Genomic DNA, 24,598 nt, shown 5'->3' on the forward strand with positions numbered 1-24,598 from the left:
CGTTAAGATGGCCCGAATTCGGTCGTTTGCGCTCGCTCGGGGTATACTTTCGACTATATACGGTTCTAATGTGCATGCATTGGGCCTATTTGTCGGATTATGGATGTGGAGCGCACATGGCGAACACCCAGAACTATATTAACCACCTGCTGCAGAACACCGGCATTACGCCGGCGTGCAGCGAAGAAGAGCGCTTGGCTGCCGAGGATATCGCTCAGATCTTCCGCAACCACGGCTTTGATCCCGAGGTTCAGGAGTTCAATGCCCCGGCGCCCAGTAGGTTGGCATTTGCCGTTACCGGTATTCTTGCGTTTGCCGGTGCCCTGCTGATGGGCATCGGCGGCGGTATCGGCTTGGTCGGCACCTTGCTGGCCATTGTCGGCGCCGTTCTTTACGTGCTCGAGCGCACAGGGCACCCCGTGGTTTCGCGCCTGGGCAAGACGGGCGTGAGCCAAAATGTCATCGCCTACCACAAGGCTTCGGGCCCTCTCGCGTCTCCGCGCAACCGCCCGGTGGTCGTTGTCGCACACTACGACTCTCCCCGTGCCGAGCTGCTCGCCCGCGAGCCCTATGCTTCGTATCGTGCGCTCATCGCCAAGCTGTTGCCCGTTGCCACGGTTACCCCCGCTGCCGTTGCCATCCTGCGTATCCTGCCGCTCCCCGGCGCGCTCAAGGTTCTGCTGTGGATTGTCGCGATCCTCGCTTCCCTCGTTGCACTTGCCAACGCGGCAAACATCATCTCTAACCGCCATATTCTTCCCTATACGTCCGGCGCGGTGTGCAACAAGTCTTCTGTCGCCGCTATGCTCGGCGTTATGGACAACGTTGCTCCCTTCCAGGGCGAAAACGAGTTTCCCGACGATGTTCCGTTCGATACCTATTTTGGGGAGCAAAAGCGTCGTGCCGAGGAAATGGCGCGTGCAGCGGCGGAGTATGCCGCGGCCCAGCAGCAAAACGACTACGGCAACACCATCGAGTACGAAGAGCCTACCTACGCCGAGGACGAGTTCGGTCAGCCGATTACTCCCGACACTCAGACCGAGCCCGAACAGGGTGAGGCTTTCGACGAGCAGATCGAGGGCTTTGAGGGTGCGTCTGCCGACGAGACGCTGATTGGCGCCATCGTGCCCGAGGATCAGAATCAGGCTGTCCAGGCTGAAGAGTTCAATGACGAGGTTTCCGCTGCCGAGCCGGTGGAGGAGCCTGTCGCGGCCGAGCCCGAGCCCAAGCTCTATCGCAATGCCGCCGGCAACATCCGCTTTGGTTCGGATGCCATCCGTGCGCTCGGAATGCTTCCCGAGTCCTGCACGCTCGATTACGAGGAGGGCGAGGAGCCGACGTTTGAGCCCGAGCCTGCCCCCGTCGTGACTGCGCCTGCGCCCGCTGTCACCGTGGATGATGAGTCTGCCGCGGTTGCCGCTGCCGAGCCCGAGGCGGTGTCCGCGATCGATCCCGCGGCAGGACTGGACATTTTGGCTCCCGCCGCGCCGGCACAAGACGTTGCGGACGAGTCTGACGACGATTACGTTGAACAGCCGAGGCGCGTGTCTTACGAGAGCGATACTGATTTCTCGGCCGAGATTCCCGCGGCAACGCCCCATGCCGACATTGCATCCGCGTTCTCGTCGATTGGCGCCAGCGCTTCCAACTTCTTTAAGGGTGCACTTGCAAAGGGCAAGAAATTTGTCGACGATTTCGAGGAGAAGCGCGCTGCCGCACGCGAGGCTGCCGAGCAGGAGGCTATCGCTCAGCAGCACGTCGATAGCACCATGTCGTTTGATGCCGCGCAGTTCGATTCCACGATAACGTTTGAAAAGCAGGGCACCGCGATTGCCGAGCCCCTTCCTGTTTCCGATGGACAGGGCGACGCGGCAGACGATGACGAGCCTATTGATGCTGCCGAAATCCAAGATGCCGCCGAGGACGAGTCCGTTGAGGCCAACTCTGACGAAGAGCAATACGCGGCAGCCGAGCAAGATGATTCGACCGAGGTCGAGCAGGAGGAAGTGCCTGCGGTTTCCGAGACTCCCGAGACGGGTGAGTCGAGGCCTTATTCCACGCAGATTTTCACCATGCCGACCCCGAGTGGTTCCGGTGCCACGGTTGCCAATGTCGCTCCCACCCAGGACGAAACGGTCGATTCCCTTATGGCCCAGATTTCCTCCCAGGCATCGCCGCGCCCGCAGATGAATGTTCCCGATCCGGCGTCGGCACCGTCGCCTGCACCTTCCTCGTCTCCGCTGGCTTCGGTCCCCGATCCGTCGCTGCCGTCTATGAAGCAGGCAAACGTTGCGTCTCGCACGTCGCTGTTCGACCTTCCCGACCCCTCCGCACAGGTCAACGATCCCTTTGCTACTGCCCAGGGCCCCGAACCCACATCGGCACCCGTTGCGCCTCCTATGCCCGTTGCGTCGGGCGCACAGCCGATCGAGACCATTTCGGCTCCCGCCCCGGCGGCACCCAAGTCTCGTAAGCGCGGCCTGGGTGGTCTGTTCGGCCGTAAAAAGAAAAACGAGCAGGACAGCATGAGTGACTGGCTGGGCGTCGAAGACGATTACGATGCCAAGAAGTCCGGTCGCGGTATCGGTTCGTGGGATAACTTCGAGGACGATAACGATGGCTGGAAGGGTGGCGCTACGTCTTCCGATGGCGCTTCTTCCGAAGATATGCTCTCGGCTGTCGCCTCTATGGGCGATGATGAGCTGCTCGGTCACGATATCTGGTTTGTGGCAACGGGCGCCTCGGATTGTGATGGCGCTGGCATGAAGGCCTTCTTGGCTTCGCATCGCGATAAGCTCCGCGGCGTATTCTTTATCAATCTTGAATCCGTCGGCGCCGGTAGGCTTTCGGTGGTGACGGTCGAGGGCGAACAACAACTGCTCAAGGGCGATCGCCGTATCATGAACCTGGTCAGCAAGGTCTGCAAGTCGTTCCATGTCGATTGTGGCGCGCTCGAGATGCCCTATGCCAAGACCGATGCCTATGCCGCGCTCGAGGCGAGCCGCCGAGCCCTCACCATCGCCGGTGTGGACGGCACGCGTCTGGCTTGCGCTCGTACCGAGGACGACCTGCCCCACAATGTCAACCCGACGAACATTGCCACGGTATCCGAGGTCGTGACCGAGGTTATCCGCCGTTCGTAGACGGAGCTCTAAGGAGTCAACGTGTTTTCGTATATTAAGCGCCATTGGCCTGTCTACGTGATTTTGACCTTGATTGCCATTGCGTTAGGATTTGGGGCCGCCTACATCGTGGGTGCAAAGGGCTCGACCCCCGCCTCCGCAATCAGCGAAGAGGTGGAGCAAGAACAGAGCACGGGTGCCGATGGGATTCCTGAGTCCGAGCAAGCAATCGTTGATGGTGGATCTTCGTCTGCAGAGTAGATACGGCGATTTACATGATTGAAAGCGGGTGAGCCAGGGGACTGGCTCGCCCGCTTTTTCATCGCGCTAGCGCTTCTTTGGGATCGACCTAAGGCGAGCGAACCATAGGGCTGCGGCACCCGAGGTCAGGAGCGCGGTGATGCAAGCGGCGATGGGAACTGATCCTGTTGCCGGTAAGTCCTGCGGTAGGGTACAGCGTTGAATAACGCTGTCCTCGTCATGTGACTCAAGTTTATCGCCGCCACCGTTGCGGCAAAGATCGACGCGCGCGCTGTTGGTGAGTGCGGTTTGGGGCGTATAAGCCGACGTCGCCTGCATGTGCACGATTGCGCCCCGAGCGTCTGTGCCAAGGATTGCTTTGGCATCGTCAAGGTCGTCGTGCTCATCTTTGAGATCATCGCGGGTCCAAGAATCCGCATCGCTTCGAGTCGTAAAGTCGGCGGCTACCGCACCGTATTCAATTCGAATGCCCGTTACGACGGTATTGGATGCAAGGTCGAGTTCTTTCACCTCGAGTGTGGTGGATTCCGTGGTCGAGACATCCGTCTTCCAGAGGTGCCAGCCGTCGTAATCGACGAGGCGGCAATCCTCACCCAGACTCTCCCTTACTTCGTCGGACTCAAGCCAAGGATTTTCGTGCCCATCGTCAAGTGTCGCGTTTGCCGGCTCATCGACGTCTGTCGAGTCCAACGGCGTCGTGCGATACCACACGTTGCACAGACCATTGAGGTCGCCGATGGCGACGGGGGTTTCGATTGAGACGAATCTCGCCGTGCCGTCTTTGGCGCACTCAAGATCATCGGTAATCGTAAACTCATCAACCCAAGTAGCGGAATCGTTTCGAGCATCGATGGTATAGGAGAAAAGCCCATCACTATTGGTTTGCGTCGTGGCGCGGTTTTTACCATCGCCGTTAGCCAACAGGCCCTTTTCGATAGGTTGGACAAGTTCCTGACGCTTGTCGACCTGCCCCTTGATCTCGATGGGCGCATCCTTCATCGCGACGGATTGGACTTCTCCCGTATCCTTTATTTCAAACGTTATCTCCTCGGCAAGGTCATAGGTCCGCGGAGACATCATTTCGCGCAACGAGTAGGTGCCGGGTGCAAGATGCTCGACGCGGTGCGGCTTGTCGGATGAGGTCCAGGAGTCTATTTCGGTTTTATCGGGACCATATAAGGTGAGTTGTGCGCCTTCCACTTCCTGCTCACCGCTTGCATCGACCTTGGAGATATCAACCTTGGTGTAATCGTCGGATACGTTAAGCCGTGCTTCTACAACGGGTGTTTTCTGGTCGGCATAAGTAAGGTCGACAATATGGGTTGTCCGATCGAGCAAGAAGCCTGCCGGCGCTTGAGTCTCGACAACCTCGTAGCGTGCGGTGCCAGATCCCAGTGGGAGGTTGTCCGCGCGTGCTTCTCCAGTTTCATCCGTCGTGACGGTAGCGACAGTCTCACCGTCGAGCGCGGCAATACTACCGTCGGGGCGCACGATATCACCCGAGGCACGGATCTGAAAGACGGCGCCCGCGAGGCTGCTGTCGTCTATGGCATCGGTTTTAACGATCCTGATGTTTCCGGTCGCGGCGTGGTCATAATACGAGGCGATTGCAACGGGCGTTAGGTTCATGTCGGCGGGTATGTTTACCTCGATCTCTTCGCCGACAAGATAGGGCTCTTTGGCCGAGGTTTCGCGTACATAATAGGTGCCCGGCACGAGCGATTCGGGCAGTGTGACGGTCCCGGTCGCGTCAGTCGTAAAGGTGTCCATTACGTTATGTGCTGGATACCAGCAAGTTTGTGAGACAGGTTCGTGATTGCTGTCGAGGAGTTGGAAGGTGAATCCGGCTAGGGGAACAGAAGCGCCTGTTTGGGCATCGCATTTTACAATCTGGAGATGCGTCGACAGAGCGTGGTTGTCCACGATGTATTGAAGCTCGGCGCCGTCGGAAATCTGATTGGCCCCGACGGTCCATTCCCCTGCACGTTTAAAACCCTCGGGGACGGTTTCCGGAACCTCGCGAACCGTGTAGCCGGCGCGGTCGTATGGGATGGCTCCGTGGACACCGGCGGGTCGCTTGCCTGCGCCGAACCATGCTTCGGGCTGATCTTTGGTGGAGGCAAAGCCATAGACGTTTGTGGTCAGTGTGCCAACAACCTGCTGAGAGCTGTTGCTGACAACCTCAAAGACAACACCTTCCGCCGGCTGCTCCAGGCCGGATTGGTCGCTATTGCCGCAATCCTTGAATTTGGAAATCTCAAGGTTGAACGCAATGGGGATATCGGAAACGCGAGATTCGATCTCGACCACGCCTGAATCGCCGAGCTGGTCGGCTCCAACGGTATAGGTCCAGCTGTCGTTGGATGGCAGGTAGCCCTCGGGGGCTTTTGATTCGTAGATGGTAAAGGTTCCTAAGGGGACATCGGCGAGGGTGGCCCGACCGCTTTCGTCGGTCGTGAGGATTTGCGCCCATCCAGGGGTTGATTGCGACACACACGTGAACTCTGCTCCTGCGAGTGAAGATCCCACCTGGGGGCCGGCATTCGTCACGGCATCGAGTTTTACGATACGCAGGTTGATGGTGCCGGGCTGTTCATCAATGGCGACCTGTCCACCGTCATTCCCCGTGGTAAAGGCAATGCGATCACGACGGGGGACATAGCCGGACGGCGCCTTCGTTTCAACTAGGTAGTATGCTGTGTTGGGCAGAAGTGTTGCTTGCGCTCGACCGTTGCTGTCCATCTGGACGGTGCCGACACGCGCGTCGCTGGCGCTCTCAAAAATATCGAATGTTGCCCCATCAAACTGATAAGTATTGTTTCCACTGGTAATGGCGGCGTTTGCAGACTGCTTTTGGAAGGAAACAGAGACCGCCGGCAGTACATAGAGCATGTCTTGACGTCTGCTGCCGCCCGATACGGTTCCTAGATAGCGCCGCGCGCGGTGCGGGGCGGCTTTGATGCTTCCTGATTTTGCGCTGTCGTGGAGCCACCGCGCAGCCGCCACGACTTCATTGTCGGCGGTAAAGTGCCCACTCTTGGTTTTGCCCTGAGCGGTCGTGTAGGAGTAGGTGCCGTCGACATGGGTAGTGCCGTTGAGCATCCATACGGCAAGCTGGGTTGCGGCGCGGGCGCGATCGGGTGAAAGATGGTAGCCGCCAAACGACGTGGCGGTAGGATATCCGTGACAAACGATTGCCGCGAACTCGTCGTCGAGCCACACCCAGCCTTGATCAAAGTTAAGCCATGGGCCGCCCGGTTTGGTGGGGCCGGGGCGCTCCTGGTTCATGCAGTAGGCAATCGAGGTGTCTTGAGCTTCATACTTGCCGATGAAGAAGGGCCCACAATCATCGCTAATAGTGCGGAAGCCGAGCTGGTCGTAGCCATCGACGGCAAATGCGGCTCCCGGTGCCAGGCAGCCGAAAAGCAGGAAGAGGAGCAGGAGCAGCGGAACTGTTGCGATTGCGCTGTGGACAGAGTGCGTGGGTGCGTTGGACATGGCTGCTCCTTATCCCTCGTGCGTCGCACGGGGAGGCTGCGACGCGTAGGATGAGGCTACCCCCGAGGTTCATGCGGGTAAGTACCGGAGCCTGACCAAAAGCTTGCCCAATTCCTGACAAATTGAGCTCAAATACAACAATCAAGCAAAAGTGCAGGTAGAAGATAGGGAGAACAGGAGGCCAAAGGTCCTCATCTCCACAATTGACGCGATTTTCAAACGAATCTCCATAGCTAAAACAAGCATCGCCACCCTTGTATCGAACAAGACAACCGCGTTATACTATCCCCCACATATGCGGGCATCGCCAAGTGGTAAGGCATCAGCTTCCCAAGCTGACACTCGCGGGTTCGAGTCCCGTTGCCCGCTCCAGTAAAAAGCACAAGCACGGCAGCGTTACGTTGCCGTGCTTTTTACTACCAAGCGCCGGGACTCGAACCCGCCAGGGTGCGAGCGTTAAGCAAACGCGAAGCGTTTGTAGCGAGCAGGCGAAGGCGCCGACAGGCGCCTGAAGCCGGTGCGGATTTGCGAAGCAAATACGCGGACGTCCCGTTGCCCGCTCCATCAGCAAAGGAAGGCGTGGGGACGGACAATTCGGCGGAGTCTTCCCCAACGGTTTCGTGAATCTCGGTATGCCACCGCAGCCGGTGCGTATTTGCGAAGCAAATGCGCAGACGTCCCGTTGCTCGCTCCAATTCCAAAATGTTAGGTTAATGCCCGTTATCGTTACTTGCGCCCGCGCACGGTACAATGGTTGGGTTACGACCAACGTGCCAATAACCAAAAAGGAGCCGCTATGATCGATCGCTATACCCGCCCGGAGATGGGACACATCTTCTCCCTCGAGAACAAGTACGCCATTTGGCAGGAGATTGAGGTCCTGGCCTGCGAGGCTCAGGCGGAGCTCGGCAAGATCGGTATTTCCAAAGAAGAGGCCCAGTGGATTCGCGACCACGCCAACTTCGAGAAGGCGAAGGTTGACGAGATCGAGGAGGTCACGCGCCACGATGTCATTGCCTTCCTGACCAACATGAAGGAATATATCGACGCCGATGTTCCCGAGGGCGAGCCCAAGCCTAGCCGCTGGGTTCACTACGGTATGACCAGCTCCGACCTGGGTGATACGGCTCTGTGCTATCAGCTTACTCAGGCGTGTGACCTGATTATCGAGGACGTTAAGAAGCTCGGCGTGATCTGCAAGCGTCGCGCCTTCGAGGAGCGCAATACGCTCTGCGCCGGCCGCACCCATGGCATCCATGCCGAGCCGATGACCTTCGGTATGAAGTTTGGCTCCTGGGCATGGGAGCTCAAGCGCGATCTCGATCGTCTTGAGGACGCTCGCAAGAATGTTGCCTTCGGTGCCATCTCCGGTGCCGTCGGCACCTACAGCTCCATCGAGCCGTTCGTCGAGGAGTACGTCTGCGAGCACCTGGGCCTGGTCCACGATCCGCTGTCCACGCAGGTCATCAGCCGCGATCACCATGCCTACCTTGCCGGCGTGCTTGCCACTACGGCGGCCACCTGCGAGCGCATCGCGACCGAGGTCCGCAACCTGCAGAAGACCGATACGCTCGAGGCCGAGGAGCCCTTCCGCAAGGGCCAAAAGGGCAGCTCCGCCATGCCGCACAAGCGCAACCCCATCACCATGGAGAAGGTCTGCGGCCTGTCGCGCGTCGTGAAGTCCAACGCCCAGGTCGCCTTTGACAACGTCGCTCTGTGGCACGAGCGCGACATTTCGCACTCCTCTGCCGAGCGCGTCGCCCAGGCAGATAGCTTCATCGCGCTTGACCATATGTTCCAGTGCCTCATTCGTGTTATCGACGGCTTGCAGCTGTATCCGGCTCGCATGATGGCCAACCTCAACAAGACTCGCGGCCTCATCTTCTCCTCCAAGGTCCTGCTGGCCCTCGTCGATACGGGCATCACCCGCGAGGATGCCTATGCTATCGTGCAGGAAAACGCCATGGCTACCTGGCACGAGGTGCAGGATTGTGTCTCCGGCCCCACCTTTAAGGAGCGTCTCGAGGCCGATCCGCGCTGCACCGTCAGCCAGGAGAAGCTCGACGAGATCTTCGATCCGTGGGACTTCCTCACCCGTATCGACACGGTCTTCGACCGCCTGGAGCAGCTCGAGTTCTAACTGATCGATTGGGGACGAAGGTAAACCTTTCGGTTTCCTTTTGACCCCCCCTGAAGTACAGCTTTCCAGCTCAAGCCCCGTTGGTAACTCGTTTTGCCAACGGGGCTTTTGCGCGAGAGTGCTTGGAAAAGCTACATTACAACGGGCGATTTTTAATGCGGGAATGTCGCTTGCCGATAATTTGACTCTTCCGACAAACACTAGCTTGCCAGTCTCAGTCGGGGGGGGGTATCCTTAAGTCAATTTTAATGTGTGGGAGAATACTGCATTTTCACGAGAGATTGGACTTAGGGGAATGAGAAAAGGGCTTTGGAGGATGGCCACAGGCATCTGTGTTGCTTTAACGGCGGCAACGTTTGGGCTGACGGTGGCCGCCCCGCATGCGGATGCTGTCATGCTGGAGTCGCAGGACGGTTCCATGGGTGCATCGTTTCTCCCATACGATTCGTCTACAGGCGATGTGTGGTCAGAATTTGATGTCGCTGTTGGACAGACGGTGAAAGGAAGGCTTTCCTTTTTTAATAAAAATCACGAATGGGCGCCCATTGACCCTAGCGATATCGATATCACATCGTCTGACGAGGATATCGCTAAGGTAAGTTATGAGTCACATAGTTGGGTATTGACAATTAGCCCCACCAAAGTTGGCACAACGACTATAACCATGAAGAGCAAGACCGACGAGAGTTTAAACGGTTCTCTTAAGATTAAAAGTGTGGCTAAAGTCAATCCAATTAAGGTCAGTTTCGTTTCTTACGACCAATCTGGTGCGACGACAAACACCGCAACGCTGGGTTACACGGATGATTGTCCGCAAAAATGCGGGAACACGCATTATGCAATACTAGAGGGGAGAGTTGACGTTCGTCCCGTGGACGAGAGCCGTGCGGCCACATATTTTGTTATTAAGGAAGACCCCTCAAAGGATTCCAAAGTCCAGGCAAGGGTGAATTCGAATTATTCATCATATGGAACTTCCGAGCTAAGCGCTTCTTTGCAACTCGAGGCGTTGTCGAAAGATGCTAAAGAGGCCAAGGTTCTTGTCGACTATTGCAACGGTGAAGTTGAGACGAAGAAGCTATGTGATGTTGTAACCGAGAATCAGGAGCCCGGATTCAATGAGCGTGGGAACAAAAAGCAAAAGATGCTGGTTGGGGACAGCTATTATCTGACTGCCATTCTCAACGTTTCTCCAAATGAAGTACTGAAGGCATGCCAGCGCGCACATTGGGGTGCGGACTTTGGCGCTGTAACCTATTCTCTGGAAAGCAACGATGTCGTTGAGCTTATCGATGGTGAAAACTCGTTTAAGGCAATAAAGCCTGGCACCGTTAAGGCTCATGCTCGTGATGGCCTTGGCAATGACCATCCCTTTGAGATAGAGGTTGTCGACCCTGCGGAAGTGAGCCTTTCGAAGGCTAAGTTTGTGTCGAGCGATTATACATTTCCCTGTGAGGTCAGTTCAGATAGTATATCCAAAGATTGGCTTTGGCTGGAATGTGACAGGGGGTTTGAATATCCAAAGGGCGTGCTGAGCAAAAGCGCTGAGGAATTGATGGACTCCTATGCCGGCGCAAAGTATTCTTTCACTTCAGATAATCCGGATGTCCTCGAGGTAAAAGGACCGATGTTTAATGGTGGCAGTTACTTGGGGTATTTAGTGCCTCATAGTTACGGCGATGCAACGGTTTCAATGTACTTGGGTGGTCGTCTCTGTGACACGATGACCGTTCATATCGTCAAGCCTGGCGAGGAACCTGCAAAAACGACGGTTTCCATTGCGGATGGTTACTCAACATCTATGGACAAGGGCACGACTCAGCAGTTGAAGGCAAAGGTTTCCCCTGACGATAAGGCCAGTAAGGTTGTCTGGTCCTCTTCTAACGAGAGCGTCCTTACCGTCGATGGCAACGGTCTTGTTACCGCTGTCGGTGACGGTGATGCCACGATCACGGCAACGGTTGATGGGGTCTCTGCAACCACGGATACAATTACGGTAACCACTCCGGTCGTAAAGGTCTCGGGCGTCAGCCTCAGCGCGTCGAATCTTAAGCTTGCTGTGGGCGGTGAGCCCTCGACGTTGACCGCAACGGTTGAGCCCAACAATGCAACGAATAAGAATGTGTCCTGGTCTTCGAGCGACCCGGAGGTCGCCACGGTTGCGGACGGCGTCGTGACCCCGGTCAAGGCCGGTGCTGCCACGATCACCGTTACCACTGAGGACGGCGAGTATAGCGCCACGTGCAAGGTGACGGTTATTCAACCTGCAACGGGTATCACACTCGATAAGCAGAAGGTCACGCTTGTGGGCGCTGCAACCGAGCAGCTTAAGGCAACGGTCGTTCCCGCGGAGGCTGACCAGACGGTTGTCTGGAAGTCCAGTAACGAGAGCGTCGCTACGGTCGATCAAACCGGCAAAGTGACGTCTGTTTCCAAGGGCGCCGCGACCATCACTGCTTCGACCGAAGATGGCACCTATTCTCAGGATTGCGCGGTGACCGTCTCTAATCCCGCAACGAGTCTTACAGTCGATCAGTCCTCCCTCAACCTTGCGAAGGGTGAAGAAGGTACCGTAAAAGCCTCTCTTGCCGGAGCCCTGGCAGGTGAGGTCGACGAGACCAAGCTCGCTCTGGATGACACGGGCGCTTCGAAGGCGTTTAAGATTGTCGACAACGGCGATGGCTCCTACACCGTTACCGCCCTCAAGACCGGTTCTGGCTCATTTGTCATCACTGCAGAGTCGCTCTCCCAAACCGTCTCGGTGACCGTGACCAACCCCGTCCAGAAAGTCGAGCTCGACAAGACAAGCCTGTCCTTTACCGTCGGTGATGCCTCCGCAAAGCTCTCCGCAACGGTGAGTCCTGCCGATGCAGACGATACGACGGTGAGCTGGACCTCCAGCGACTCGTCGATCGCTACGGTCAAAGACGGCGTCGTGACGCCGCTTAAGGCCGGTACCGCCACGATCACCGTCACCTGTGGTGACAAAACAATGACCTGTACCGTTACTGTAGCGGCGAGGACCATTGCGGGCGTTGCAGGTAGCGACGGAACGGACGTTAGCGTAAGCGCCGAGAACAATGCCGCTGCCGGCATTGCCCAGAACAACAGCATCTCTCTTGTGGTCGAGGAACCGACAAATCTTACCGACGCCGCCAATGCTACGATTTCCGGCCTTGAGCAGGGGGCTACCAAGGTTGCCGAGAAGCTCGATATCAAGCTTCTCAAGAATGGCGAGGTTATCGAGGACTTCGATGGCATGTCCTTCATCGTTCGTGTCAAGATGACCGCAGCCATGAAGGCGCTCACCAATCTCAAGGTGCTCTACGTTGCCGAGGATGGTTCCACTCAGGCTATGGATACGTGGACCGAGGGCGACTACCTTTGCTTCCGCACGAGCCACTTCTCGACGTACGTGGTGACGGGCGAGGAGGCCAATGGTGAGCCGGTTCAGCCTACGCAGCCCGTGACGCCGTCCCAGCCTAGTCAGCAGACGACGACTAAGGTGACCAAAAAGTCTGTTAAGGCTACTAAGGGCGCGCTCGCCAATACGGGCGACCAGGCCCTTGCGGTTGCCTTTATTGCTACTGTCGCAGGCGTTGCGCTGATCGCTTTCGCTCTTATGCGTAAACGTTTCGAGCGTTAGGGTACCCCGCTCGTCACCCGCATCGACACGGTCTTCGACCGCCTGGAGCAGCTGAGCTTCGAGTAGGGTTAACCTAATTCGACCGCTTGCGGTTGCATTTCGACCATTGGCGCCTTGCCCGTCTTGGGCGAGGCGCTTTTTTATTGCCGCATCAGCCCCGGGTATAAAATGAAATCCGACTGCTGTTTCGATGAAGGGAGGCGTGTGCCTGGACGTACCAAGCGAGCCGCCATCGTCTCGCTTACGCTCATACTTCTTGTTGCCGTCTGTGCGGGCGCCCTGACGTATACCGTTCGAAGCAGCTCTTCCTCCCCGAATGAAGCCGACAAAGACCTCCCGGTACTCAAAATCGGCGTTACGGATAACGACCCCTATGTGTATGTCGATACCACGGGCGATTACGCCGGTATCGATATCGACATCGCCCGCGAGGCCTGCAAACGCGCAGGGATCAAGCCGCAATTTATCGACATATCTTGGAATGACCGCGACCGCCTACTCAAAAACGGCGATATCGATTGCCTGTGGTGCGACTATTCTCCCTGTTATCGCGAGGATAAGTATTACTGGTCTGAGCCGTATTTGACCCTGACGGTTTCGGTCGCCGCCAAGAAAACGAGTGGCATCACGTCCTTGGCGCATCTCGATGGAAGCAAGACCATTGCGGTGATTGCGGGCTCGGTGAGCGAACGCCGATTGCTCGCAGGGGATCTGGATATCTCGCCGGACGTGCAAATCAAATCGTATGGTTCTGCCGAACTCTGCAAAGCCGCCCTCGCCAAAGGGTATGTCGACTGTTGGATGGCGGACGTTCAGTCGCTTGATCGACTCGTTGCCCAGTATCCTGGCGTTTATCGTGTGTTCGCCGACAACGTTATGACGGTTGACCTGGGCGTCGCGTTTGATGATAGCTATGAGGGGGAGTACGTCAAAAACCTCGATACCGCACTGTCCGACATGGATCGAGACGGCACGATAGAGCACATTGTGGACAATTACAAGGCAGGAGCGACGACGGGCGGGCAGGGAGCGGAATCATGACAAATGACGAGCGCCGCTTTCGCCGAAAGAGTTTAGCCGCAGTGGGCATCGGCATCGTGGCCAGCGTTGCCCTACTGAGTCTGCTCTATATGGTTGGCACGCATCGCTGCCTTGATAAAACGCTTGGGTTCGGCCAGGAAACCATGGTGTTTTTAAAAAATGCCTGCGAAAAATATGACCGATATGAACAGGGAAGAAAAACCGAGGCGACGCACAATTTGGATGCGGCGCTCGAGTCGTTTGCGACGTTCTTGCCGCCTGATCGATTTGAAGTCAACGACGATCTGGTCGAGGAATATGTCCATACCGAGAGCCTTTCGGGAATGTTGGTCATGGACGCCGATGGTCATATGGTCGCCCATTACGATATCGACGGCCGCGATCAACTCATGCTGTGGCGAGAGGAGCTGGCCTGTTCGTCGATCGCATCGATGTATCGAGGGTCCAAAGTTTCCTACTCGACCGCTGTCGAGCGCCGCGGTGTCGACTTTGCCGTGAGTGCCGTTCCATACGGTGATGGGGTGGCGTTGGGGTATCGATCCCTTGCGGCTGACCCCGCCGATGACTATTCATACACAATCGCCGACGTCCTTGTGAACAACACGTTCCATCAGAGTCCAACAGTGCTTGTGATGCGCGATGCGCAAATCGTTTCTTCAAACGATTCGACCGTCGATATAACCCTTGCCCGGCTTCTCGCCGATAGCGGAATTGACTGGAAAGACGAGGGCGTAACACGTATCGAATATCGGGGGACCACCTTATATGCCGTGCGTGCGGCATATAAGGACTACCGCCTGTTTGCGCTATATCCCAAATCTGAGGTCATGTCTGACGGGATTTCATTTGTCGCCGTCGGCGTCTTGGTGTGCCTTGCGTTTTGGGTCGTGGTACTGTTGGCTCGAAATATCGCTGACCACCGCAATTTGGTCGAAAAGGATAAACAGCTCGGCATTATCAATGCCATAAGCGCCATCTACGATTCGACCTTCCTTTTGCATCTTGACACCCTCGAGATCGAGGGAATCAATATGTCGCCGGCGATAGCGAAGATGTTTGCCGAGCATAGCGAGGCATATGACTTTATGGACACGGTCTGCCGGGATATCGTGAGCCCCGAAAGCCGCGAAGCGGTCGTGGGGCTCGTAGATATAAGTACGCTTCGTGAACGCATGGAGGGCGTACCGTACTTGGCTGCCGAGGTGCGAGATTGTCGAGGCACTTGGTACTCGCTACAGGTTGTCCCCCAGCATCGCGATGAGCAAGGCCGGTTGGATTCGGTCGTCGTGGCGACGCACAACATATCGATGGTCAAGCATGCCGAGGAGCTGTCATACCAAGATAAACTGACGGGGCTTCGCAACCGCAACTATCTGGAATCGCGTGGAGATAGCCTGGTAAACGAGGACTTGCCAGTGAGCGTGATTATGGTGGACTGTAATTATCTCAAGCGGACCAACGACATTTATGGTCACGAGATGGGGGATGAACTGCTGCGACGGACGGCGTCCGTGCTGCGGCGGGTGGCTGGTGCGGATTACCTGCCGATGCGCGTTGGCGGCGACGAGTTTTTGCTGGTTTGCCCCCATACTGACAACGAGTCTGCGCTCGGGCTGGAACAGGATCTTCGTCTCGGTCTTGCCGCGGTAAGCGATGAGACCCTGACGGTCAGCGCATCGATTGGCGTGGCGACCGTCGAGACGGCTGGAAATACGCTGGCCGATGTATATCGCGTCGCCGACCACAATATGTATCGGGAGAAGCGCATGGTCCACGTACAGGGTGCGGACTGCTAATCTTGCCCCCGCCAGTCCAAGCATCGTAGGATGTTGAATCGGTGCTTGCGATAATAAGTCGGTCCAGGCGGGGATAATAGACGTCTGAAATTTCTTTCTGAGAGGGGATCTCAATGATTAGTTTTGACTACAAGCCGCAGGGCGTATGCGCTCGCAATATCCACCTCAATCTTTCCGATGACGGCAGCAAGGTGCTGGGCGTCGAGTTTACCGGCGGCTGCGATGGCAACCTCAAGGCCATCTCCAGGCTGGTCGAGGGCGCTCCCGCCGATCGCGTAATCGAGGTTCTCGCCGGTAATACCTGCGGTATGAAAAAGACCTCATGCGCCGATCAGCTTACGCGCGCTATCGAGGCCGCTCGCGCAGAGATCGCCTAATGAGCATCGCTGATCGCTTTAAGAATGGAATAACGCGTCGAGGTTTTGTGCTGGGTGGCGCCGCTACCGGTGCTGCTGCCGTACTGGCCGGTTGCTCGAAAAAAACGGGCACGAGTGATGACGTCGCTGGCGAGCCGCAGGTTATCAAGGACGATTCGAAGATTGTCTCGATCACTGATGAGTACGAAGCTGTCGATATCGATCTTGAGCCCGTGGCCTCGTGGACGCTGCCGCTGGGCACGCTGCTGTACTACTGCGATGGAGACTACGCTGCCGCGATGATGGCGCCTGCTTCTGCCCTGCATGCCAATACGCTTGGTGTGCTCAACCTGGGCGATGGCTCGCTTACCACACTTATTGAGGATCCCATTGAGGGAACCGGTTATGCGTTTTATGACGTTCGCGCGGGTGATGGCGTGTTCGCGTGGGTCGAGATGAACTTTGCCAATGCGTCCTGGAAACTCTATGCGCAAAACCTTGCAGGCTCCTCCCTTACCGGCAACGCTGTCGAGCTCGACCGCGGTGGCGAAAACTACGATCCGCCGCTCTTCACAGCGTATGAGTCGTCGGTCATCTGGTATAAGATGCCTTCGTCCGCCGGCACCAAGACGAGTAACGATTCGTACTGCTACCGTCAGTCGCCCAGCGAGTCCAAGCCTGAGACTATTTGGAAGTCAACGGGCCGTTTCGCATCCGCCCCGCGTGTGAGCGACGGCATCCTGACCATCTCGCCCCGCGTGCACAATGATGAGGGCGTCTATTACGGTATGACGGCGATCGACCTGACTGACGGCAACAACACGAAGCGAGCTCAGCTGGTGCTGCCTTCGTCGGTTTCGCCTTTCGAGGCCGTGTATATGGGCGACACCTTCGTGTTCTCCATTGAGGCGACGTATAGCGGTGTGGGTAGCCTGGGCAATATGGGCACCTATATCGGTAGCGAGGGCGGGCCGTACCTCTTCCTTTCGCGTGAGCCGCTCGCGTGCGCCGCGGGAAGGAAAAATAAATACCTGGTTAAAGTTCAGGCGTCGCATTTTTTGATTGACACTTCGGCTAAGACCTACGGCTCGCTTCTGTCGCCCGACCGAGCCTTGGAGTATGGCGATTATCCTGCTACGGCGGGTAAATCGAACTCGTTCTTAACGTACGCAACGGTGCGTAACAGTCAGGGGATTCCCGAGACGGTTACCGCTCGCTTGTTCTCTCTTTAGTCTCCGAGGGGTTAAAAAGGCGTCGACAGGGGAATAAGCGCGTTGTGACTATGAGTACCGCCCGCCGAGCTATCGCACCCATGCGATACCCGGTGGGCTCAGGTGCGTTAAAATGAGCTTGTTCTTAGCTAATTGAGACAGGGGGGCCGTGTTATGGCTTCAGATGCAAAAAAGATTCTGCTGGTCGAGGATGAGAAGGCAATCCGTGACGCTGTCGCTGCCTATCTCGAGCGCGAGGGCTATTTGGTTGTGGGCGTGGGCGACGGCCAGTCCGCTATCGAGGAGTTCGAGAAGCATCAGTTCGACCTGGTCGTGCTCGACCTCATGCTCCCTAAGATTCCCGGCGAGCGCGTTTGCCGCACCATTCGCGACACCTCGGATGTCCCCATCATTATGCTGACGGCCAAGGGCGAGATCGAGGACCGTATTATCGGCCTCGAGCTCGGTGCCGACGACTACCTGATCAAGCCGTTCTCGCCGCGCGAGCTCGTCGCCCGCGTTCGCGCTCTGTTCCGCCGTGCCCATCAGGCCGACGAGCCCGCCGTCGAGGTACTCGACTTCGGCGATCTGGTCATCGATATCTCGGGCCACAAGATCTTGGTCGAGGGCAAGGAAGTCGATCTGACGGCTTCCGAGTTCAAGCTGCTCACCACGCTTGCCCGCCATCCCGGCCGTGTGTATAACCGCATGGAGCTGGTCGAGAAAGTGCTCGGGTATGACTTTGAGGGCTATGAGCGCACCATCGATAGCCACGTGAAGAATCTTCGCGCCAAGCTGGGCGATGATCCCAAGAAGCCCAAGTGGCTCTACACCGTCCATGGTGTCGGCTATCGCTTCGAGGCTCCGGCCAAGACCGATAAGTCGGACGAGAAATAGGGAAATCACATATGACACCTGCGCGCTTTGAAATCGGACAAAAGCACAAGCAGGAGAGCGAGGCGGGTTCCAAGGCTAGTTGGAACACGCCTCGTTCCGATTCACGGCCAACGATGAGCTATCCCTCGCGCATGGCACTTGCTTTTGCTCTGACATCGCTCATGACGGTATTGGTGCTGGTGGGCGTTGTCTCTGTTGTGTGGGGCACGGTCTTTTCGGATTACACACGCTCCAATATCGTCGAAATCGCAAATTCCGCTGCCGAGAAGTTGGCAACCTCATATGAGGAAAACGGCTCTTGGACCGCGGGAGAACTGCGCACGGTCGCAACGTCGAGTTTGGTTTCCGACGATCTGGGCATGCAGGTCGTCAATAAAAAGGGCGTGATCGTTTATGACGATTCCTGGCCCTCGGCAAGCGCCACCGCCGATATACGCGAAAACCAGGCTACGACCGACGACACGAGCGGCAAGAGGGCATCGCATAGCCCGGTCTCGTCTGCTCCAACCGACTCCGATAGCGTTGCTAACGTCGAGATTGTAACGTCTTCCGGCGAGCATGTCGGACAGGTAAAGCTGTGGGCCATCGGCTCCGACGCTCTGCTCACCAAGGCGGACTCTGCGTTTAGGGAGAAGACCTTTAACGCCATGGCCCTCGCCGCGGTTGTTGCAATCTGCATTTCGGTCGTTATCGGATCGCTCGTGTCGCGCATGCTCACCAAGCCGATTCATCGCATCACCAGTACCGCAAAGCAAATCCGTGACGGCGACCTGTCGGCTCGCACGGGACTGCGCGGTGATGACGAGATCGATCAGCTGGGTGAGACCTTCGATGAGATGGCCACTTCGCTCGAGAAGGATATGAAACACGAGAAGCGCCTGACCTCAGACGTTGCACACGAGCTTCGCACGCCGCTTATGGCCATGCTCGCAACGGTCGAGGCCATGCAGGATGGCGTGTATCCCACCGACGATGAGCATTTGGAAACCGTTGCTTCCGAGACGCGTCGCCTGGCTCGTCTGGTGCAGCAGATGCTCGACCTGTCGCGCATGGAAAACAGCACGGCTCCGCTCAACCTTGAGCCGGTGGACATGGTTCCTTTCGTGCGTTCCATCGTTAATGCCCAGGAGCGCCTGTTTGTCGACCGCGATCTGCGCCTGCGTTTTGCGGACGAGACCCAGGGTCACGACGATGTCGTCGAGGCCGATCCCGACATGATCACGCAATGTGTTATCAACCTCATGAGCAACGCCATGCGCTACACCCCCGAGGGCGGTTGGGTCGTGGTGTCGGTGCTCAGTGACCGCAAGCACGTCAGCATTGCCGTTTCTGATACCGGCATCGGTATTGCCAAGGACGATTTGTCGCGCATCTTCGGGCGGTTTTGGCGCGCCGATGCCAGCCGCGCCCGCGAAGCTGGCGGCCTGGGCGTTGGCCTCGCCGTGACCAAGCAGATCGTCGAGCGTCACCATGGCTACATATCCGTGGAGTCGGAGCTTGGAAAGGGTACGACTTTTACAATTCATCTGCCCCGCGAGCACACGGCAGACGCGGCATCTACTACAATGGAGCACTAGCTTTTCGCTATTCGGTGAAGGAGGGGCCGCGTCCCTGCCGCTCCGAGTTTGCGAAAACATGCGGGAAAGAACCCGCATTTCTGTCGTATTTAGGTAAGGAGTGACTCACGTGACAACGATGGAGCGTCGTCCGGATTCCCGTGGCAAGGTTCGTGATATTTACGATGCCGGTGAAAACCTGCTGATGGTCGCCACCGACCGCATTTCTGCGTTCGACTTCATTCTTCCCGACGAGATTCCGTTTAAGGGAGAGGTACTCAATCGCATCTCGGCATTCTGGTTCGATAAGTTTGCCGACATCGTCCCCAACCATCTCGTTTCCATCGACCCGGCGGATTTCCCCGAGGAGTTTGCTGAGTATCGTGACTACCTCGCTGGCCGCGCCATGCTGGTTAAGAAGGCCCAGACGATTCCTATCGAGTGCATCGTCCGCGGCTATCTGACCGGTTCGGGCAAGAAGACCTACGACGAGAACGGCACCGTCTGCGGCATCCAGCTGCCTGAGGGCCTGACCGAGGCTTCCAAGCTTCCTGAGCCGCTGTTCACGCCGTCCACGAAGGCCGAGATCGGTGACCACGACGAGAACATCTCGTTCGAGCGTTGCTGCGAGATCGTGGGCGAGGACATCGCCACGCAGATTCGTGACCTTTCCCTCAAGATCTACAAGGCCGCTGCCGAGTACGCCGCGACCCGTGGCATCATCATTGCCGACACCAAGTTCGAGTTTGGTGTTATTGATGGCAAGGTCACGCTGATCGACGAGTGCCTCACGCCCGACTCCAGCCGTTTCTGGCCTGCTGCCAGCTACGAGGAGGGCAAGATCCAGCCTAGCTACGACAAGCAATTCGTCCGCAATTGGCTCAAGGCCAACTGGGATATGACGGGGGAGACCCCGCACCTGCCCGCCGAGGTCATCGATGGCACGTCCGAGCGCTATCGCGAGGCCTTCCAGATCATCACGGGCTCCCAGTTCACAAGCATGAAGGAGAACGCATAAGTGAGTACCCGTAGCGCCACGAACAAGCGCACGCAATCCCACGAAGTTACCGGGGTTGCGCGCAAGTCTGCCGCATCTGCTAAGCCCGCCCGCCAAGCAGCGAGCTCCGTTCGCGTCGTGCCGGCTTCGTCTAAGGCACGCCGCAAAGAGCTCGAGAAGGGCGAGAACCTCGAGGGCCTCTCTAAAGAGGAGAAGCGCGCCCGCAAGGCTAAGCAGCGCGCCAAGGAGGACCGCATCTATACGGTGTCGAATATCCTCCTCAAGCAGGACGAGGACTACACCAAGCGCCGTCGCATCTGGTGGATTGTGCTCGCCATTGGCATGGTGCTCGTCGTGGCAATTTGGGCCTCGCTGTACTTCGCTCCCGCTGGCATGGTGTCCAGCCCTGTCCAGATGGTCGGCATCGTTTTGTCCTATGTCATCATCCTGGGTGACTTTATCTACGACTTCGCTCGTATTCGTCCCTTGCGCAACATGTACCGCGCGCAGGCCGAGGGCATGTCCGAGAACAAGCTCAACGCTCTTATCGAGCGCGCAGCTGCCGAGGAGGACAAGAAGGACTCCAAGAAGAAGTAGCGTTTGCATACATACTTATCGCTAAGATATAAGGCGCGTCGTTTTTGCGGCGCGCCTTTTTACTGTTCTATAGATAGATGGAGTGGCACATGATTCGAGCTGCCCTGACGGTCGAAGAGGTCCTGGAGGGTATGAAGTCCCTGGAGCCCAAGATTAAAAACTATGCGCGCCTGGTTGTCCGCAAGGGCGTAAACGTTAAGCCCGGCCAGGAAGTCGTCGTTCAGTCTCCGGTTGAGTGCGCGCCGTTTGCGCGCGTGGTGGTCGCGGAGGCCTATGCTGCCGGCGCCGGCCACGTGACGGTCATCTGGGCCGATGATGCCGTGACGAGGCTCACGTACGAGCATGTCGAGAAAAGCTATTTTGAGCAGACGCCCGAGTGGAAGCGCCTGCAGCTGGATTCCCTGGCCCAGGACGGTGCCTGCTTTATCTTTATCGAGGGTGCGGACCCCGCCGCCCTTAAGGGCATCGATCCCGCTAAGCCCGCTGCAGCTTCTAAGGCAAAGAACACGCAGTGCAAAGTTTTCCGCCGTGGACTGGATTACAACATCAATCCGTGGTGCATCGCCGGCGCTCCGGTCGTGGCTTGGGCGCGCGAGGTGTTCCCGGGAGACGCCGATGAGGTTGCAATCTATAAGCTGTGGAATGCGATTCTGCACACCGCTCGCGCCGATGGCCAGGACCCAGAGAGCGACTGGGAACTCCATGACGCCGCATTCGAAAAGAACCTGCGTTTCCTGAACGACAATCGTTTCGACCGCCTGCATTACACCGCGGCAAATGGAACCGATCTGACGATTGGCATGACGAAGGGTCACGAGTGGGCCGGCGGCAAGGGCAAGACGCCCGATGGGCACCCCTTCTTCCCCAACATTCCCACCGAGGAAGTCTTCACTTCGCCCGATCGCATGCGCGCCGACGGTATCGTGTACTCGGCCATGCCGCTCATCCACCACGGCAATAAAGTCGACGATTTTTGGATTAAGTTCGAGGGCGGCCGCGTGGTGGGCTACGACGCCCGCGTGGGCAAGGCAACGCTCGCAAGTATCATCGATACTGACGAGGGCGCTGCTCACCTGGGAGAGGTCGCGCTCATTTCCAAGAACACGCCGATCCGCGAAAGTGGTGTTCTGTTCTACGATACGCTCTATGACGAGAACGCTAGCTGCCATCTCGCGCTAGGTGTCGGTTTCCCCGAATGTATCGAGGGTGGGTATGACATGTCCAAGGAGGAGCTCCTGGAGCATGGTGTTAACGTCTCGAGCACGCACGTTGATTTTATGATCGGCACGGACGACATCGATATTACGGGCATTACGCCTGATGGACGTGAAGTTGTGATTTTCCAGAACGGCCAATGGAGTTGGGAATAGTCCCAGACCGTGGTACAATGCCACCCGCGGGCCGTTAGCTCAGCTGGCAGAGCAGGGGACTTTTAATCCCAAGGTCCAGGGTTCGAACCCCTGACGGCCCACCATGGAATAGAAAGCGATCAACTCCGGTTGGTCGCTTTTTTGTTGCCGGTGCACGGGTTCGAACCCGTCGGGGCTCGGAGCTGAGTAAACGCGTGAGCGTTTGCCAGCGCAGCGCGCAAGGCGCGAAAGCGCCGCAGCGGCCGCCTGCGAAGCAGGCTGAACCCCCGACGGCCCACCCAAAGAAAGGAAAACGAAATGAAAACAGACAGATACGGAATTAGCGGCAGCACATTAAAGATAATAGCGGCCATTTCGATGGTTCTCGATCATGTAAGCAGGATCGTCCTGACCAATGGAATCATGACTCACGCATCGTACAATCAGATATCAGACGAGCAGTGGGCGATTCTAAGCGAGGCTTCGGATGTGCTTCATGTTCTTGGCAGAATTGCATTTCCCTTATTTTGCTTTTTGATAGTTGAGGGATTTTTGCATACTCATGACATAAAGAAGTACCTGCGAAATATGCTTGTCTTTGCAATCATTGCGGAGCCCATATACGATTTCGTTCAAACCGGGCAACTATTCGACCTTCGGCAACAAAATGTTATGTGTGAGCTCCTGCTTTCCTTGGTCTTTTTGATTATTCTGGAAAAGATACAAAGTCTTTCAAAATGGAAGAGGCACATCGCAGAATTTGCTCTGATTGTTTTGATAGCACTGGCAGCTGAATACACTAAACTAGATGGCGGCGTGTATGGCATTCTGCTTGTGGCTGCATTCTATTTATTCCACGACAGCAAGGCCAAGATGTTCTTTGCTGCAGTATGCGCAGTGCTCCTTTCGTCATGCCATATAGTTGGCGGCGGATTTGAGTTCACTACAGCTAATATTTTTAATCCTGATGTTGCTGCCGCGATAATTTCGTTGTTGCTTATCAATCTTTATAATGGCAAGCGAGGGCTGAAGCTGAAATATTTCTTCTACATTTTCTATCCGGCACATCTTGCCCTGCTTTATGGTGTCTCGCTTATTGTTTTGAACTGTCTTTAAAAACTCTCAAACAAGTCTCTGAAAGCAGAAACAAATTGACCCTAAGACTGCTTGTGAATTTCCGGAAGACCTGAGAGATGCGAGGATAGACAACGAGGGCTGCAGAAAGATGCTTCTCAGTTCTCTGGCGGATCGCATGAATCTGTATGAGGATCACTTCCACACACTCATTGATAACAGTGATAAACACGGCAGATCCTCAAAACATGAGACTGCGAAGGTCGAAAGATGCTTCGAAAGCATGAATGGCAGCGAGAAAACGAGTTCGGAAGCACCCTCTGGATGCTCCAGCATAGAATAGAAAGCGGTCAACTTCGGTTGGCTGTCTTTTTTTTGTCGCCCTTTCATGGGTTCGAACCCGTATCTATCTATATATAAGAACGCTTGGCGAACAAAACCCGCCTTTTACCGATGGGAAACAAATAGCTGATGCCTTTGGAGTAAAGTAGCGCTCCAGAGATGACCGATGTCTCAATACTCATAAAACAGCTGGTCATCGCCAATATCAGAAGCTGCTGCTTCGAATACGGCCTCAGCGAAGCAACTGAGGGTTCTATTCATTTGTGAACAAAATATGGAGTGCGCGATTCCCGCCCGCGGGGCCCCTCCGGTCTGGCAATATATCTCCTTGCCGCGCGGCCCGGTCGGACCGGATGGACCGCAAAGCGTGCACCTTGAGAACCGGATACTGCGAGGATGGACACACCAGTTGTGTCGCATCCGGGCAGACATCGAACCATTTGAAATGGTCTAACTTGGATTTGTTTTTCGCAAGGCCGCCGAGAGGCGGCCCCGAGAAATTCCTTTTCCTATACTAGAACCATATGAATCGAACGGAACCGATCAGCTAATAGTTGTGAGGACCGGACGGGCTCGAAGCCCAACATATTTGGACGGAGAGTTCGATCCTGGCTCAGGATGAACGCTGGCGGCGCGCCTAACACATGCAAGTCGAACGGCACCTATCTTCGGATAGAAGCGAGTGGCGAACGGCTGAGTAACACGTGGAGAACCT

The 24,598-nt window shown here is 56.5% G+C and carries 15 protein-coding genes, 2 tRNA genes and 1 rRNA gene; 17 read left to right on the forward strand and 1 reads right to left on the reverse strand.

The annotated features are described in order from the left end of the window. The first annotated feature begins 116 nt into the window (after positions 1 to 116). The gene (locus AAAX77_RS01455; protein WP_349104423.1) at positions 117 to 3,143 is read left to right on the forward strand and encodes a hypothetical protein; all 3,027 of its coding nucleotides are present in this window, start codon (positions 117 to 119) and stop codon (positions 3,141 to 3,143) included. 21 nt (positions 3,144 to 3,164) lie between these two features. Then, positions 3,165 to 3,383, forward strand: coding sequence for a hypothetical protein (locus AAAX77_RS01460; RefSeq protein WP_022094153.1), 219 nt, complete (start codon positions 3,165 to 3,167; stop codon positions 3,381 to 3,383). A gap of 66 nt (positions 3,384 to 3,449) precedes the next feature. Here the strand turns inward: AAAX77_RS01460 and AAAX77_RS01465 are convergent, their stop codons facing one another. Further along, entirely contained in the window at positions 3,450 to 6,881 is a 3,432-nt protein-coding gene (locus AAAX77_RS01465) for a SpaA isopeptide-forming pilin-related protein (RefSeq protein ID WP_349104425.1), read from the reverse strand. A 297-nt stretch (positions 6,882 to 7,178) separates the two neighbouring features. Here AAAX77_RS01465 and AAAX77_RS01470 point away from each other — a divergent pair. From AAAX77_RS01470 to AAAX77_RS01540, 15 genes are all read left to right on the forward strand, one after another. Continuing rightward, positions 7,179 to 7,253, forward strand: a tRNA-Gly gene (locus tag AAAX77_RS01470). Between the two features lie 424 nt (positions 7,254 to 7,677). Further along, entirely contained in the window at positions 7,678 to 9,021 is a 1,344-nt protein-coding gene (gene purB / locus AAAX77_RS01475; RefSeq protein WP_117766381.1) for an adenylosuccinate lyase, read from the forward strand. 1,660 nt (positions 9,022 to 10,681) lie between these two features. Continuing rightward, positions 10,682 to 12,667: an Ig-like domain-containing protein gene (locus AAAX77_RS01480; protein WP_349104428.1), complete on the forward strand. Its 1,986-nt coding sequence runs from the start codon at positions 10,682 to 10,684 to the stop codon at positions 12,665 to 12,667. A 204-nt stretch (positions 12,668 to 12,871) separates the two neighbouring features. Continuing rightward, positions 12,872 to 13,708 (forward strand): transporter substrate-binding domain-containing protein, encoded by an 837-nt coding sequence (locus AAAX77_RS01485; protein WP_349104430.1) that lies wholly within the window; start codon positions 12,872 to 12,874, stop codon positions 13,706 to 13,708. Further along, entirely contained in the window at positions 13,705 to 15,504 is a 1,800-nt protein-coding gene (locus tag AAAX77_RS01490) for a GGDEF domain-containing protein (RefSeq protein WP_349104433.1), read from the forward strand. The genes AAAX77_RS01485 and AAAX77_RS01490 overlap by 4 nt, the downstream gene beginning before the upstream one ends. Positions 15,505 to 15,617: 113 nt before the next feature. Then, a complete protein-coding gene (locus AAAX77_RS01495) occupies positions 15,618 to 15,881 on the forward strand; it encodes a TIGR03905 family TSCPD domain-containing protein (protein ID WP_349104435.1) in 264 nt (87 codons plus the stop codon). After that, a complete protein-coding gene (locus AAAX77_RS01500) occupies positions 15,881 to 17,092 on the forward strand; it encodes a hypothetical protein (protein ID WP_349104438.1) in 1,212 nt (403 codons plus the stop codon). The genes AAAX77_RS01495 and AAAX77_RS01500 overlap by 1 nt, the downstream gene beginning before the upstream one ends. Before the next feature lie 153 nt (positions 17,093 to 17,245). Further along, positions 17,246 to 17,968: a response regulator transcription factor gene (locus tag AAAX77_RS01505; RefSeq protein WP_349104439.1), complete on the forward strand. Its 723-nt coding sequence runs from the start codon at positions 17,246 to 17,248 to the stop codon at positions 17,966 to 17,968. Between the two features lie 11 nt (positions 17,969 to 17,979). Then, complete coding sequence (locus AAAX77_RS01510; RefSeq protein WP_161160479.1) at positions 17,980 to 19,545, forward strand: ATP-binding protein; 1,566 nt, start codon at positions 17,980 to 17,982, stop codon at positions 19,543 to 19,545. Positions 19,546 to 19,663: 118 nt separating this feature from the next. Beyond that, positions 19,664 to 20,542, forward strand: a complete 879-nt coding sequence (locus AAAX77_RS01515; protein ID WP_035136481.1) for a phosphoribosylaminoimidazolesuccinocarboxamide synthase — start codon at positions 19,664 to 19,666, stop codon at positions 20,540 to 20,542. Next, positions 20,543 to 21,118, forward strand: a complete 576-nt coding sequence (locus tag AAAX77_RS01520) for a hypothetical protein (protein WP_022093792.1) — start codon at positions 20,543 to 20,545, stop codon at positions 21,116 to 21,118. Positions 21,119 to 21,207: 89 nt separating this feature from the next. Continuing rightward, entirely contained in the window at positions 21,208 to 22,488 is a 1,281-nt protein-coding gene (locus AAAX77_RS01525) for an aminopeptidase (protein ID WP_349104440.1), read from the forward strand. Positions 22,489 to 22,516: 28 nt separating this feature from the next. Further along, a tRNA-Lys gene (locus AAAX77_RS01530) sits at positions 22,517 to 22,592 on the forward strand. A 193-nt stretch (positions 22,593 to 22,785) separates the two neighbouring features. Beyond that, positions 22,786 to 23,583, forward strand: coding sequence for a TraX family protein (locus AAAX77_RS01535; RefSeq protein ID WP_349104442.1), 798 nt, complete (start codon positions 22,786 to 22,788; stop codon positions 23,581 to 23,583). Positions 23,584 to 24,473: 890 nt separating this feature from the next. Beyond that, positions 24,474 to 24,598 (forward strand): 16S ribosomal RNA (locus AAAX77_RS01540); the annotation flags it as partial.

It is taken from the genome of Collinsella sp. CLA-ER-H6 (genome assembly GCF_040092305.1).
Classification (GTDB): domain Bacteria; phylum Actinomycetota; class Coriobacteriia; order Coriobacteriales; family Coriobacteriaceae; genus Collinsella.

Coding starts and splice junctions, on each gene's coding strand:
- AAAX77_RS01455 (WP_349104423.1), top strand. CDS start 117: ATGGCGAACACCCAGAACTATATTAACCACCTGCTGCAGAACACCGGC.
- AAAX77_RS01465 (WP_349104425.1), bottom strand. CDS start 6,881: ATGTCCAACGCACCCACGCACTCTGTCCACAGCGCAATCGCAACAGTT.
- purB (WP_117766381.1), top strand. CDS start 7,678: ATGATCGATCGCTATACCCGCCCGGAGATGGGACACATCTTCTCCCTC.
- AAAX77_RS01490 (WP_349104433.1), top strand. CDS start 13,705: ATGACAAATGACGAGCGCCGCTTTCGCCGAAAGAGTTTAGCCGCAGTG.
- AAAX77_RS01495 (WP_349104435.1), top strand. CDS start 15,618: ATGATTAGTTTTGACTACAAGCCGCAGGGCGTATGCGCTCGCAATATC.
- AAAX77_RS01500 (WP_349104438.1), top strand. CDS start 15,881: ATGAGCATCGCTGATCGCTTTAAGAATGGAATAACGCGTCGAGGTTTT.
- AAAX77_RS01505 (WP_349104439.1), top strand. CDS start 17,246: ATGGCTTCAGATGCAAAAAAGATTCTGCTGGTCGAGGATGAGAAGGCA.
- AAAX77_RS01510 (WP_161160479.1), top strand. CDS start 17,980: ATGACACCTGCGCGCTTTGAAATCGGACAAAAGCACAAGCAGGAGAGC.
- AAAX77_RS01515 (WP_035136481.1), top strand. CDS start 19,664: ATGGAGCGTCGTCCGGATTCCCGTGGCAAGGTTCGTGATATTTACGAT.
- AAAX77_RS01525 (WP_349104440.1), top strand. CDS start 21,208: ATGATTCGAGCTGCCCTGACGGTCGAAGAGGTCCTGGAGGGTATGAAG.
- AAAX77_RS01535 (WP_349104442.1), top strand. CDS start 22,786: ATGAAAACAGACAGATACGGAATTAGCGGCAGCACATTAAAGATAATA.